The organism is Thioclava arctica (genome assembly GCF_040892615.1).
Classification (GTDB): domain Bacteria; phylum Pseudomonadota; class Alphaproteobacteria; order Rhodobacterales; family Rhodobacteraceae; genus Thioclava; species Thioclava arctica.
The window spans coordinates 26258-39789 of record NZ_JBFRYC010000011.1; the positions used below are offsets into that span (position 1 = coordinate 26258).

Here is a 13532-nt window from a genome sequence, read left to right on the forward strand (position 1 = left end):
GTGAGCAAGATTGGGGATACCACCGGTGGGGGACCGGATCGCCAAGGGGATGTAAGCAAAACCGACATGGTGGAGCGGCTGGTGTTGGATGCCGGGATGCGCGCCGAACGGTTTCGATCCTGTAGGACCAAAGGCAGGGCAATCCCTGCCAACGAAACCGGGCAGTGCACGGCGCCAACGCAGGCGCTTGCCCGGGAGGAAGGTGGCGTGGAAAGCCCTATGGGGGTGAAAAACGTCCCCGCGAAAGACGCCTCCGGCTCCCCACCCGCGCCACCTTCCGCCACCAAATTTCACCAGCGCGTCGCGCCGCTGGATTACACGCGCACGCTGTCGCTGATGAAGCGCAAACTCAGGTCCAATCTGGCCTTTGTGGTGCTGATGACATGCGCCACCAATATCTTGATCCTCGCGGTGCCGATCTACCTGTTCCAGATCTCGGACCGGGTGTTCACCTCGCGCTCCATCGACACGCTGGTGATGCTCACGATCGTGATTTTGGGCGCGATCATGGTGCAGACGATACTGGATGCGCTGCGCCGGCTGGTTCTGATGCGCTCGGCCGTCGATGTGGCAGCGCGGCTGGGTGCGCCGGTTCTGTCGGCGGCGGCGCAGGCCTCGTTGCATTCCAACGGGCGCGAATATCAGGTGCTCGGCGATCTGGGCGCGCTGCGCAGCTTTCTGGTATCTGGCACGCTGCTGTCGTTTCTGGACGTGCCGTTTGCGCCGATCTTCATGGTGGTGGTGTTCCTGATCCATCCGCATCTGGGGATGATCGTGGTGGGCACGGCGGCGCTGCTGGCAGTGTTTGCCTGGGTCAACCAAAAGATCACCAGCGACGGGTTTCGCCGTGCCAATCAGGCGCAGACCCGCGCCAACCTGCATCTCGAATCCATGTCGCGCAACAGCCAGATCATCAACGCGATGGCGATGATCCCCGAGGCAGTCGCGATCTGGGGGCGCGACACCGCGCAATCGCTCAAGGCGCAGATCGAGGCGCAGGACCGCAACGTCTATACCGCCTCGCTGTCGCGGATGTTTCGTCTGTTCACCCAGATCGCAATGCTGGGCTGGGGGGCGTGGCTGTCGTTGGATGGCCAGATCACCGGCGGCATGGTGATCGCGGCCTCGATTGTGGCGGGGCGTGCGCTGGCACCGATCGAAGGCGCGATCGAGGGCTGGAACAGCTTTCTTCTGGCGCGCGGTGCCTATGACCGGGTGGCGCAGTTGCTGGCCTCGGCCAAAAGCCGAAATGACAAGCTGCGCCTGCCCAAGCCGCTGGGGCGGCTGGATGTCGAGCGGCTGCTCTATGTCCCGCAAGGCACGAAACATGTGGTGCTCAATGCGCTGACCTTCTCGCTGGCGCCGGGCGATCAACTGGCGATCATCGGCAATTCCGGCGCAGGCAAGACGACGCTGGGCAAGATGCTGGTGGGTTCAATCCTGCCGACCTCGGGGGCGGTGCGGCTGGATCTGATGGATCTGCGCAACTGGGATCCGCGCCAGCTGGGCGAAATTCTGGGCTATCTGCCCCAAGACGTGCAGCTGTTCCCCGGCACGATCAAGGCCAATATCGCGCGGATGCGGGAGGATGCCAGCGACGAGGAAATTCACCGCGCCGCCGATCTGGCCGATGTGCACGACATGATCGCAAGCCTGCCGCAGGGCTATGAGACCGTGGTGTCCAGCGATGGCTCGCCGCTGTCGGGGGGGCAGAAACAGCGCATCGGGTTGGCGCGCGCCTTCTTTGGCGATCCGAAATTCGTGGTGCTGGATGAACCGAACTCGAACCTTGATACGCTGGGCGATGCCGCTCTTGTGCGCGCTTTGGGCCATGCGAAACGCTCTGGTATCACGACGATTGTGGTGACGCAGAAACCCTCGCTGCTGAGCGCGGTCGATAAGATCATGCTGCTGTCAGATGGCAATATCGCGCTGTTTGGCTGGCGCGCGCAGGTGCTCGCCGAGCTGGAACGGCGCAAGCGCCCGCAACAGCCCCAAGTCGCGCCACAGGGCCGCACGCCCGCATTTCAGGGAGCTCCGGCATGAACAATCGTCAGGACATATCCGATAGCGCAAGCTGGTTTGCCGAGGTTCCGCGCTCGATCCGGGGCATGGTGATCATGGGGCTGGTGGTGTTTCTCGCGGCTTTTGGCGGGTTTGGCGTCTGGGCCTTTAGCGCGCCACTTGCGGCGGCAATCATGGCGCCGGGGTCGTTCGTGGCGACCGGGCGCAACAAGATGATCCAGCACCTCGAAGGCGGGATCATCAAGGAAATCCATATCTCCGAGGGCGATTTTGTTCAAAAGGGCCAGCCGCTGATGCGACTGGATGAGACCTCGGCGCTGGCCAATGAGCGCGCGCTGTTTTTGCGCCGCGCCCGGCTGGAGGCGATGGAGGCGCGCATCACCGCCGAATATGACGGCTGGCGCGAATTGCGCCTTCCCGAATGGCTGCTAGAGGCGCGCGCCGATCCCGAAGTGGCCGCGATGCTGGATGCTCAGCAACTGTCGTTCAACGTCACCAAGGCCAAGGTCGAAAGCGAGTTGGACCTGCTGTCGCGCAATATCGCCGCGATGGAAAGCCGCATGCGGGGCTATAGCGCGCAGCTTGAGGCCACGCGCGCCCAGCGTGGGATGTTGGCCGAAGATCATGCGAGCAAAAAACAACTGTTCGAAAACGGGCTGATCCGGCGCACCGAGTTCAACGCGATCCGGCGCGCGCTGGCGGATGCTGATGGTCAGATCGGGCGGCTGGCGGCGGAAGTGTCGGAAAGCGAGGAGATGCGTGCGAAGTATCAAGCGCAAACGACACAGACGATTGAAACGCACCGCCAAGCCGCGCTGGATGAGCTGGAAACCGTGCAGGCCGAACTGGACGGCGTGCGCGAACAGGAACGCAAGGCCAACTCGATCCTGAAGCGTATTGTGATCGAAAGCCCGGTGTCGGGCACGGTCGTGGCGCTGAATTATTCGGGCGCGGGCGGCGTGGTCGAGGCGGGTAAGGTGATTGCCGAAATCCTGCCCTCTGAGGCGCCGCTGATCATCGAGACGATGATCGCGCGCACCGATATCGACGCGGTGAAGATTGGCCAGACCGCCTCGGTGCGCCTGACCGCGCTGAACCAGCGCACCACCCCGATCTTGAAGGGCGAGGTCTATTACATCTCGGCGGATGCGATTGTCGAACGCTCGGCGGCAACCCCGCGCGAGGTCTATCTGGCGCGCATCCGGCTGCCGCAATCCGAATTGCGCCGGGTGCCGGGATTTGCGCCGATGCCAGGGATGCCCGTTTTGGTGATGATCGAGACCGCTTCGCGCACATTTGCGCAATATATCGCCAAGCCTGTGGCGGATTCGATGCAACGCGCCTTTCGCGAACATTAAAGCCCGCCGCAGGGTTTGACCTTACGTAAAACGCGGGGCCATATGAGTTGGTCCCGCGTTTTAAAGTTAGGTTTTTTAGATGTCGCATCGCTCCCTTTTGCTTCTCGCTTTTGTCGCCAGCTTGCTGCCCGTGGGTGCGAACGCGTTTGAAATTGGAGTGGGCTATGAGGGCCTGAACAATCCGCGCACCCCGATTGAAGGCTTGGCGCGGGTCTATTTCGGGCGCGATCTGGGGCGCGGCATCAGCTTTGGTCAGTCGATCTATGCCGGGGCCAAGGGCGATGGCGGGGGCGCGTTTTTCTGGGGCGTCGAGGGCATCAAACGCTTTGCGCTGAGTGAGCGCATTTCGCTGAACACCGCTTTGTTTCTGGGCGGAGGCGGTGGCGCGGCGGTTGTCGTGGGCGATGGTTTCATGACCCGCGCCGGGATTGGCTTTGGCTATGCGCTGAGCGAGCGTGTCGATGCGGAACTCGGCGCGAGCTATATCAAAATCGCGGGTGCTGACATTGAAAACACGGCCCTGACGGCGGGGCTGACCTGGCATATCGGCGCAGGCGAAGATCAGCGCGCGCTGACGGGATCACCGCTGTCGATGCCGCTGCGCTCGGTCTCGATCCGGGGGTCGTATGCGGATATGGGCGGCAGTCGTGACCGCACCGGCGCGCCGCAGACGAATTTGAAACTGGCGGGCGCTGAGGCGAGTTTTCTGCTGGGCGGGCGCAATGAGTTGGTGCTGTCGGGCGATGGTGCAGCGAGTGGCGGCGAGGGCTATATGCAAATCTTTGGCGGACTGCGCCACCGCATCGCGCTGGGCCAACGCGCCTCGGTTTACGGGCAAGCCGCGCTTGGCTTTGGCGGCGGTGGTCAGGTCGATACCGGGGGCGGCGTTTTGCTGGATGCAGGGCTGGGCGTCAGCGTGGCGCTGCTGCCTTGGGCCGATTTTGACCTGTCGGTCGGCAAAACCCTTGCGCCCGATGGCGATATGAACGCCACAGTGGCACGCATCGGTTTGACGCGGGTGTTCCGGCGCAGTGTCGAGGCCGGACCGGTCAGCGCACAGCCGCAACACTGGGCCTATACGCTGGGGATTTCGATGCAAGACCCCAATACCGCGTTTCGCAAAGCCGGGGCGACGGCGACGGGCAAGCCTGTGATGCAGGAAAGCTCGATTGATCTGTTCCTCAATGACAAGCTTTATGTCACCGGCAATGCGCAGACCGCTTTGGGCGGCGATGTTGCGGGCTACGCGATTGGGATGCTGGGTCTCGGCTGGCGTCAGCCGATCGCGGATCGCTGGGCGATTTCGCTTGAAGGGCGCGTCGGCGCGGCGGGCGGTGGCGGCGTTGATGTGGCCGGCGGCGTGATCGGATCTGTGGCGGTAGAGGCCGATTACGCGCTCAATGACACGATGAGCCTGTCGGTCGGACTGGGCAAGATCAAGGCGCTGAAAGGCGGCGGTATGGCCCCCACCACGCTGACTGCAGGGCTAAAATTTCCCTTTACAACGCATTGAGCGACGGCCCCATCGGGCCAGTTTTTGCCTTGAATATCAGCGGCGGCGCTATTCCTGACAAAAATAATCGTCATATTTTCGTGAAAAATACCAGAGTTGAATTGTCAGAGATCAAATCGCGCGCTATCTCCTGATTGTAAGGATCGAGAGATTGAGTCGTATCCGGCATGGAGTTGATCGCATGATGGCCAGCCCTGAAAAAATCGAAGCCGCCGTGGCGTTGCCCCTTGGCGAATGTCGCCGTGGCTTTCGCGGCACGCTGGTTTCCGTCTCGCCCGTTGCGACCCAAGGCGGGTTTGACCCCGAAGAACTCGAACGCCGTTTGCTGGAGCTTGGCTTTATCGAGGGTGCCTCGGTTCACATCCTGCACGAAGGCCCGTTCGGGCGTGACCCGATTGCCGTGCGTGTGAATGACACCACGGTTGCGCTGCGCCGACATGAGGCGATGGCGATCCTCGCGGAATGAGTTCGGCGCCCGCCATATCCCAGCCCCAAGCCATCCTGCCAGACCCCGACGCGCAACGCTTTGAGGCCGCGCTGGTGGGTGCGCCCAATTGCGGCAAGACGGCGCTGTTCAACGCGATGACGGGGGCCACCCAGAAGGTTGGCAACTATTCCGGCGTCACGGTCGAGCGCAAAATCGGCATTGCCACCACGGCGGCGGGGCGGCGGTTTTCCGTGATCGACCTGCCCGGCACCCATTCTTTGCGCGCGCGCTCTCCGGATGAAGAAGTCACCCGCGACGTGTTGCTGGGGCAGCGCAAGGGCGAGCGTGTGCCCGACATGATCCTCGCGGTGGCCGATGCCACGAACCTGCGCGGCGCGCTGCGTCTGGTGGGCGAGCTGAAAAAGGTCGGGCTGCCGATTGTTCTGATCCTGAACATGATCGATATCGCGCGCCATCGTGGCTTGCAGATCGACCATGAGGCGCTGTCGGATGATCTGGGCATTCCCGTTGTCACCGCGACCGCTGTGCGCCGTGGCGGGCTGGATGCGCTCTGGGCCTGTGTCGATCCGATGCTGGAAGCAGGCGTCGAACTTGCCAAGGAAAGCACATGGCAAGCGCCCAGTTCGCATGATCTGCGCGTCGCGATGCGTGAGGCAGAACGGCTGGTCAACGCCCATGTCATCCGCCCGCCCGAACCCGATACGGTGTCGGCCAAGATCGACCGGGTGGTGCTCAATCCGATTGCTGGGCCGCTGATCTTGCTGGCGATCCTGTTCACGATGTTTCAAGCGGTGTTTAGCTGGGCCACGCCGTTTATGGATGCGATTGACGCTGCTTTTACGGGGCTGGGCGTGCTGGTCAGTGATCTGTTACCAGAGGGGCTGATCCAGAGTTTCCTTGTGGATGGGGTGATTGCCGGGATCGGGTCGATCCTCATTTTCCTACCCCAGATCCTGTTCACTTTCTTCTTCATCCTGCTGCTCGAAGATTTCGGCTACATGGCGCGCGCGGCGTTCCTGATGGACCGGATCATGGGCAAGGCGGGGCTGAACGGGCGCGCGTTTATCCCGCTGCTGTCCAGCTTTGCCTGCGCGATCCCCGGCATCATGGCGGCGCGCGTGATCGACAATAAACGCGACCGGCTAACGACGATTTTGGTCGCGCCGCTGATGACCTGCTCGGCGCGTATCCCGGTTTACACGCTGATCATCGCGGCCTTCATTCCGCCCATCAAGGTCGCCGGGCTGAGCCTGCAAGGTCTGGTGATGTTCGGGCTGTATGCGGCGGGGGTGCTCAGCGTGTTGGTCGTGGCTTTTGTCGCGCGCTACCTGTTCTCGCGCGAAGAGCGCAACGCGCCGCTGATGCTGGACCTGCCCGATTACAAACTGCCCCGCCCTCGCAATATCTTTCTGGGCCTGTACCAACGCGCGCGGGTGTTTTTGCGCCGCGCGGGCACGGTCATCTTCTGGGCGATGGTGATCATCTGGGTGCTGTCGACCTTCCCGATGGCGCCAGAAGGCGCGACGGGCCCAGCGATTAACTATTCCTTTGCGGCGATGATCGGCAAGTTCATTGCTCCGGCGTTGGCGCCGCTGGGCTTTAACTGGCAGATCGCGGTGGCGCTGGTGCCGGGCATGGCCGCGCGCGAGGTTGCTGTGGCGGGTCTGGCGACGGTTTATGCGGTGTCGGGCGATGGCGGGCTGATCCACACGCTGGCCGGGCAATGGAGCCTTGGCACCGCGCTGTCGCTGCTCGCGTGGTATATCTTTGCGCCGCAATGCATCTCGACGCTGGCGGTGATCCGGCGCGAGGCCGGCGCGGCGAAATGGATGTGGGTGGCGCTGATCTATATGTTCGCGCTGGCCTATCTCGCCTCGCTGGTGACCTATCAGATCGCGGCGTCCTTGGGCGCGGGTTAAGCGTCGATTCGCGATCCGCGCGCGACGTATTTGCGGCGCGATACGCACCAAACCGCTCTCTTTTGGCTCACAACCCATCACATACCTGTGCTTCGCGCGTCAGGTATCTAGCCACTTCATAGCCTTGCGGGCTGCGCGATGCGCTAAGCGGGACTGGGATTTTGCGTCAAATTCAGCCCCGCGCAGCAATCACGCGCGCCGTGCGCATGCTGAAACCCGTTACAGAACTGTCAAGAACCGACCCTAGCGAAGGGTTTAAGCCATGCCCGAACGTTCGGCGTGGTGGTGAACCAATCACCTGGGATCAAGACAAGGACCGTATCATGATCACCCTTCGTATTCTCGCCCGTGGCGCTGCCCTCGCCGGAGCGACCCTCGCATATGCTGCCGTCGCACAGGCCGCTGACCTGTCGGGCGCTGGCGCGACCTTCCCCTACCCGATCTACTCGGACTGGGCGAAAACCTATCAGGCAAAAACCGGCACCGGCCTGAACTATCAGGCAATCGGCTCGGGCGGCGGGATCAAGCAGATCGAAGCGCGCACCGTGACCTTTGGCGCTTCGGACAAGCCGCTGGGCGGGGATGAGCTGGCCAAGAATACGCTGGTGCAATTTCCTACCGTAATGGGCGGGATCGTTCCGGTCGTGCATCTCGATGGCGTCAAGCCCGGCGAAATGGTTCTGGACGGGGCCACGCTGGCCGCGATCTATGAGGGCAAGATCACCAAGTGGAACGACCCCGCGATTGCCAAGCTGAACCCGCAGGTCAAGCTGCCCGATGCCGCAATTGCCGTGGTGCATCGCTCGGACGGTTCGGGTACTACGTTCAACTTCACCTATTATCTGGCCGCTGTTGACGCGGGCTGGAAGAGCGACATTGGCGTCTCGACGGCAGTGGAATGGCCCGTGGGTCTTGGAGCCAAGGGCAACCAAGGCGTCGCCGCGAATGTCGATCAGACCGCCAATTCGATCGGCTATGTCGAATATGCCTACGCGCTGCAAAACAAGATGACCTACACCGATATGATCAACAAAGACGGCAAGCGCGTGGCCCCGAAATCGGACGCCTTCGCCGCTGCTGCCGCGAATGCGGATTGGTCGAGCCAGCCGGGCTTTGGTGTGATCTTGGCCAACCAGCCGGGTGCGAACACGTGGCCGATGACGGCAGCGACCTTTATCTTGATGCATTCCGATGCCAAAGATCCGGCTGCTTCAGCGGAAGCGCTCAAGTTCTTTGACTGGGCCTATGCCAATGGCGGCACGGCGGCTGCCAAGCTTGACTACATCCCGATGCCCGACAATGTGGTCGCGCAGATCAAAAAAGAATGGGCTCAGATCAAGGGCAAAGACGGCGCTGCCGTCTGGGCAATGAACAACTGATCTGTCCCTAAGAGATGTGGGGAGGGCTGCCATTGGTAGCCCTCCCCTTGCCTATTTTCGCGGAGACTAAAATGGCCATCACGCAAGAGTTCAGCGGCAGGGCACGCGCAAACCCGGCGGCGCGCGCAGACCGGATTTTCTTTGCCCTGACACTGGGCGCGGCGCTGATCGTGTTGGCGGTCTTGCTGGGGGTGTTTGTCTCGCTGAGCTGGGGCGCTTGGCCCGCCTTTCAGGAATTCGGGCTGCGGTTTCTGATTACCGAAAAATGGAACCCCGTGACCGACAAATTCGGCGCGCTCGCACCGCTTTACGGCACGGTTGTCACCTCGGTGATCGCGATGGTGATTGCGGTGCCCGTTGGGCTGGGGATCGCGATTTTCTTGACCGAGACCTGCCCGCGCGTGCTGCGCCGCCCCTTGGGCATCGCGATTGAGCTGCTCGCGGGGATTCCCTCGATCATCTACGGGATCTGGGGGATGTTCGTCTTTGCGCCGTTCATGCAATCGGTGGTGCAGCCCGCCTTGATCGACACGCTGGGGCATGTGCCCGGTATCGGTATGCTGTTTTCGGGCGCGCCCTACGGGATCGGGATGCTGACGGCGGGGCTGATCTTGGCAATGATGGTGCTGCCCTTCATTGCCTCGCTGGCGCGCGACATCTTTCTGACGGTGCCCGATATGCTGCGCGAAAGCGCCTATGGGCTGGGCATGACCCGCTGGGAGGTCAACCGCCATATCGTCATCCCGCATGTGCGTACGGCGCTTGTGGGGGGCGTGATGCTGGCGCTGGGGCGGGCCTTGGGCGAGACGATGGCGGTGACCTTTGTGATTGGCAACGCGCATCGCATTTCGGGCTCGATCCTTGCGCCGGGGACGACGATCTCCGCCGCCATCGCCAATGAGTTCACCGAGGCCACGACGCCGCTTTATACCGCTTCGCTGATCGCGCTGGGGCTGGTGTTGTTCATCCTCACCTTCATCGTTCTGGCCTGCGCGCAATGGATGTTGCGACGGATGAAACGCAAAGCGGGGGTGTGAGATGTCTGTTCGAATGACCCGGCGCAAACTGACCAATGCGCTGATGATGAGCCTGAGCACCGCCGCCGCCGGGCTGGGTCTGCTGGTGCTGGCGCTGATCTTGTTTCATCTGGTGGTGAAGGGGGCGGGCGCGCTGAATTTGGCGGTGTTCACCCAAGACACCCCCGCGCCCAATGCGGTGGGGGGGCTGCGCAACGCGATTGTCGGTTCGTTGATCATGAGCGCGATGGCCGTGCTCATCGGCACCCCGATTGGCATTCTCGCGGGCACCTATATGGCCGAATACGGGCGGTTTTCGCGCCTCTCCACGGTGATCCGCTTTGTGAATGACATCTTGCTCTCGGCCCCCTCGATCATCGTCGGGCTGTTTGTCTATCAGGTGCTGGTGGCCACGCTGGGCCATTTCTCGGCGCTGGCGGGGGCGGTGGCGTTGGCGATCCTGGTGATCCCGACCGTCGTGCGCACGACCGAGGATATGCTGCGCCTTGTGCCCGATCAACTGCGCGAGGCGGGGCTGGCAATGGGTGCCCCGCGCTGGATCGTGATCCGCCAGATCGCCTATAAAGCGGCGCGTGCGGGTATGGTGACAGGGGTGCTACTGGCGATTGCGCGGATCTCGGGCGAGACTGCGCCGCTACTGTTCACGGCGCTCAGCAACAACTTCTTTAGCCTCAATCTGAGCGCGCCGATGGCCTCGCTGCCGATCACCATCTTTCAGTTCGCGCTGAGCCCCTATGACAACTGGCAGGCGCTGGCTTGGGCCGGGGCGCTGCTGATTACGGTGGCGGTGCTGGCGCTGTCGATCCTTGCCCGCCTTGTTACCTCGCAAAAGGACAAATCCTGATGGATACGTTGACCCGAGACCGCAATCCGCTGACGTTTCAAGGCATCGATCCGGCGCCGAAATCGCGCATCTCGATCCGCAATCTGGAGTTTTTCTACGGCGCGACCCGCGCGCTCAAAGGGATTGATCTGGAACTGCCCGAAAATCAGGTTACGGCCTTTATCGGGCCCTCGGGTTGCGGGAAATCCACGCTATTGCGGGTGCTCAACCGGATGTATGATCTGTATCCCGGACAGCGTGCCACGGGCGAGGTTTTGCTGGATGGCGAGAACATTCTGGCCAAGGGCACCGATCTGAACCGGCTGCGCGCCAAGGTCGGGATGGTGTTTCAAAAACCCACACCCTTCCCGATGACGATCCATGAGAACATCGCGTTCGGGCTGCGCCTGATGGGGGTCGCGAAAACCGAAATGGAGGGGCGGATCGAGGCCGCCTTGCGCGGCGCGGCGCTGTGGGAAGAAGTCAAGGACAAGCTGGGCAGTTCGGGGCAGTCGCTTTCGGGCGGGCAGCAGCAACGGCTGTGCATCGCGCGCACCATTGCCGTCGAGCCCGAGGTGATCTTGCTCGATGAACCTGCCTCGGCGCTGGACCCAATCTCGACGGGCAAGATCGAAGAGACGATCCATCAGCTCAAGGCGCGTTTCACCATCGCCATCGTTACCCATAACATGCAGCAGGCCAGCCGGGTCAGCGACCGCACGGCATTCATGTATCTGGGCGACCTGATTGAGGCGGGCGAAACCGCACAAATCTTTACCCGGCCCCAGCATGAGCGCACCTCGGATTATATCACCGGGCGCTTTGGCTGACGGCTTGCGCCGCAACATTTCTCAACGGATGGTGAGAGACAGAGACGTTTTACCACCTTGAGTTTTCGGGGCCGATCCAGATTATGCCGCGACATAATCACAACCGAAAGATCGCCCATGTCGCATCGCCGCCTTGCTGCTCTCACGGCCCTGATCGTGCTGTTTATCCCGCAAATCGCCGCGGCCCATATCACCAGCACCGGCTCGGGCGGGTTTACCGCAGGCTTTGAGCATCCGCTAAGCGGCTATGACCATTTTCTCGCGATGTTCGCGGTGGGTCTTTGGGGTGCGCAGATGGGTGGACGGCGTGTCTGGTCGCTGCCCGTCACGTTCCCGATGATCATGGTGATCGGGGGCATCGTTGGCATTTTGGGCCTGCCCGTTCCCGGCATCGAAATTGGCATCGCGCTGTCGATTGTCGTTCTGGGCTTGGCGATTGCCGCCGCGTGGACGCCTGCGGAATGGGTGTCGCTGGCGATTATTGCGGTGTTTGGGTTCTATCACGGCTATGCCCATGGCGCAGAGCTTCCGATGGCCGCCGACCCGGCCGATTACGCGATCGGTTTCGTGCTGGCGACGGGGTGCATCCACGTGATCGGCGTGGGGGTTGGACTTGCGCTTAACCCGGTCTGGAAAGGGCGGCTGTCGCAGCTTTTGGGGGCATTCATCGCCTTTGTAGGCTGTGGCTTCCTCGTGCTGGCCTTTGGCTATATGAAGGGGCAATTGGGCTTTCTCGATGGGGGGCTGAGCCTCTTTGGTAGCTGATAGAACATTGTCCTTCGCAGGTCGGATTTCGTGGTTGCGCCATCTGTGGGTGCTGGCCGGGTTGGGCACGCTGATCGCGCTGGCACTGCTGCCAGTGGCGCAGCGCGGCGAGGTTGGCGCATGGCTGATCCGCGACGCGCTGGCCGTCGAGCGGCTGTTTCCCCTGTTCGGCTTTGGCATCGCGCTGGCACTGGTGCCCAAGCGCTCTGCCCAGATCGCCTGCGTGCTTTGGGGGATCGGGCTGGCGACAGGGTTTGCGTTGCGCATCGAGATGATGGCCGCGCTGCAACAGATCCCCGGTGCGATCACCCATCACTTTCTAACCATGCCGATTTCCGCCATCGCAATCGGGGCGACCTTGGCATTGGGGCGGACGCCGCGCCCGGTGTTGATCCTGCCCGCCGCGCTGATTTTGGGCGCGATGTATGCGCTGGCCACGAAATTGTCCGACCCCAGCTATGGCGGCAAGCCTTGGGTCAGCCTCGCGGGGGTGGCGCTTGGCGTCTGGCTGATCGGGGCGGTCGCGCTGAGCCTGCGCTCATGGCGCGCGGAGTGGTTTGAGATCGCGGGTCGCATCATTGGCAGCTGGCTTGTGGCGATCGGGGTTCTCTATGGCGGCGTGGCGTTGATGGGCAACAAGCTCAAACCCAAGAACGTCCCGCCACAAAACGCCGCCTCGGAAAACGCCCCTGCCGCGCAATCTGCCGTGCCCGAAGCCGATGCCTTCCCCTCTTTCGGGGCCCCGCCCCCTGCCGCCCCGCCGGGCGAGAAAAAGCCAGAGTTCCAACCATGATCCGCCCCCTCGCACTGGCCCTGCTTTGCACCGTGATCCCGCTGGCCGCGACCGCCCATCCCGAGGATGAGTTGCTGGTGCGTCTGCTGGTGGGCATGGACAAGGGAAAGATCACCCATATCGGCGAAAGCTGGACCTTCGACCCCTCGGTCTCGGATTGGTTGCTGCAGACCTATGACGCGAATGGCGATGGCAAATTTGACGGCGATGAGTTGAACGCGGTGCATGAGGCGACCAAGCAAAACACCGAAGGGTCATATTACTACACCCGGATCTGGAAGGGCGAGACGCAACTGCCCGATCCCCAGATTTACGGCTTTCAGGCGACGGTGAAGGATGGCGTGGTGACGCTGGCCTTCGCGCTTGGCTTGGCCACGCCCGAAGACCCCAACGCCCTGCGCATCGAGATGTATGACCCCGAGAACCTGACCGGGCTGGTGCCGGTAAAATCCGACCCGGTGGTCATTCGCGGGCTGGCTGAGAGACAAACCTGCGTACCCAACATCGCGATAAACAAGCCCGACGTGCATGGCGGCCCAGACGATATTCCGATTGCCTTGACGCTGGCCTGTAGCGAGTAGCATGGGTGCCCCCCCCGGCGGCGAATGGCGACAATCAACGGTCAGGCAGGGGGCGCTGCCC

Annotated in this window: 12 protein-coding genes; all 12 read left to right on the forward strand. The window is 62.3% G+C overall.

All coding sequences use genetic code 11. The annotated features are described in order from the left end of the window. The 12 genes from AB4874_RS15380 to AB4874_RS15435 all read left to right on the forward strand — a co-directional run bounded on the left by AB4874_RS15380 (nucleotide 1) and on the right by AB4874_RS15435 (nucleotide 13471). Nucleotides 1-2046: a type I secretion system permease/ATPase gene (locus AB4874_RS15380; protein WP_295533132.1), complete on the forward strand. Its 2046-nt coding sequence runs from the start codon at nucleotides 1-3 to the stop codon at nucleotides 2044-2046. Next, the gene (locus AB4874_RS15385) at nucleotides 2043-3383 is read left to right on the forward strand and encodes an HlyD family type I secretion periplasmic adaptor subunit (RefSeq protein WP_295533133.1); all 1341 of its coding nucleotides are present in this window, start codon (nucleotides 2043-2045) and stop codon (nucleotides 3381-3383) included. Before AB4874_RS15380 ends, AB4874_RS15385 begins: the two co-directional genes overlap by 4 nt. A gap of 79 nt (nucleotides 3384-3462) precedes the next feature. Further along, entirely contained in the window at nucleotides 3463-4896 is a 1434-nt protein-coding gene (locus tag AB4874_RS15390) for a hypothetical protein (protein WP_368392638.1), read from the forward strand. Nucleotides 4897-5077: 181 nt separating this feature from the next. Continuing rightward, nucleotides 5078-5362, forward strand: coding sequence for a FeoA family protein (locus tag AB4874_RS15395; RefSeq protein WP_295533137.1), 285 nt, complete (start codon nucleotides 5078-5080; stop codon nucleotides 5360-5362). Beyond that, nucleotides 5359-7263 carry a ferrous iron transporter B gene (feoB, locus tag AB4874_RS15400; protein ID WP_368392639.1) on the forward strand — a complete coding sequence of 635 codons (1905 nt, stop codon included), beginning with the start codon at nucleotides 5359-5361 and terminating at the stop codon, nucleotides 7261-7263. Before AB4874_RS15395 ends, feoB begins: the two co-directional genes overlap by 4 nt. A 323-nt stretch (nucleotides 7264-7586) precedes the next feature. Further along, on the forward strand, nucleotides 7587-8642 hold the full coding sequence (pstS, locus tag AB4874_RS15405) for a phosphate ABC transporter substrate-binding protein PstS (protein WP_295533144.1): 1056 nt from the start codon (nucleotides 7587-7589) through the stop codon (nucleotides 8640-8642). 71 nt (nucleotides 8643-8713) lie between these two features. Continuing rightward, nucleotides 8714-9679, forward strand: a complete 966-nt coding sequence (gene pstC, locus AB4874_RS15410) for a phosphate ABC transporter permease subunit PstC (RefSeq protein ID WP_295533146.1) — start codon at nucleotides 8714-8716, stop codon at nucleotides 9677-9679. Between the two features lies 1 nt (nucleotide 9680). Beyond that, nucleotides 9681-10523, forward strand: a complete 843-nt coding sequence (gene pstA, locus AB4874_RS15415; protein WP_295533148.1) for a phosphate ABC transporter permease PstA — start codon at nucleotides 9681-9683, stop codon at nucleotides 10521-10523. Next, complete coding sequence (gene pstB, locus AB4874_RS15420) at nucleotides 10523-11332, forward strand: phosphate ABC transporter ATP-binding protein PstB (protein WP_295533150.1); 810 nt, start codon at nucleotides 10523-10525, stop codon at nucleotides 11330-11332. Before pstA ends, pstB begins: the two co-directional genes overlap by 1 nt. Nucleotides 11333-11449: 117 nt before the next feature. Beyond that, nucleotides 11450-12097 carry a HupE/UreJ family protein gene (locus AB4874_RS15425; RefSeq protein WP_295533152.1) on the forward strand — a complete coding sequence of 216 codons (648 nt, stop codon included), beginning with the start codon at nucleotides 11450-11452 and terminating at the stop codon, nucleotides 12095-12097. A 7-nt stretch (nucleotides 12098-12104) separates the two neighbouring features. Next, a complete protein-coding gene (locus tag AB4874_RS15430; RefSeq protein WP_368392640.1) occupies nucleotides 12105-12890 on the forward strand; it encodes a hypothetical protein in 786 nt (261 codons plus the stop codon). Then, the gene (locus AB4874_RS15435; protein WP_368392641.1) at nucleotides 12887-13471 is read left to right on the forward strand and encodes a DUF1007 family protein; all 585 of its coding nucleotides are present in this window, start codon (nucleotides 12887-12889) and stop codon (nucleotides 13469-13471) included. The genes AB4874_RS15430 and AB4874_RS15435 overlap by 4 nt, the downstream gene beginning before the upstream one ends. Nucleotides 13472-13532: the final 61 nt, after the last annotated feature.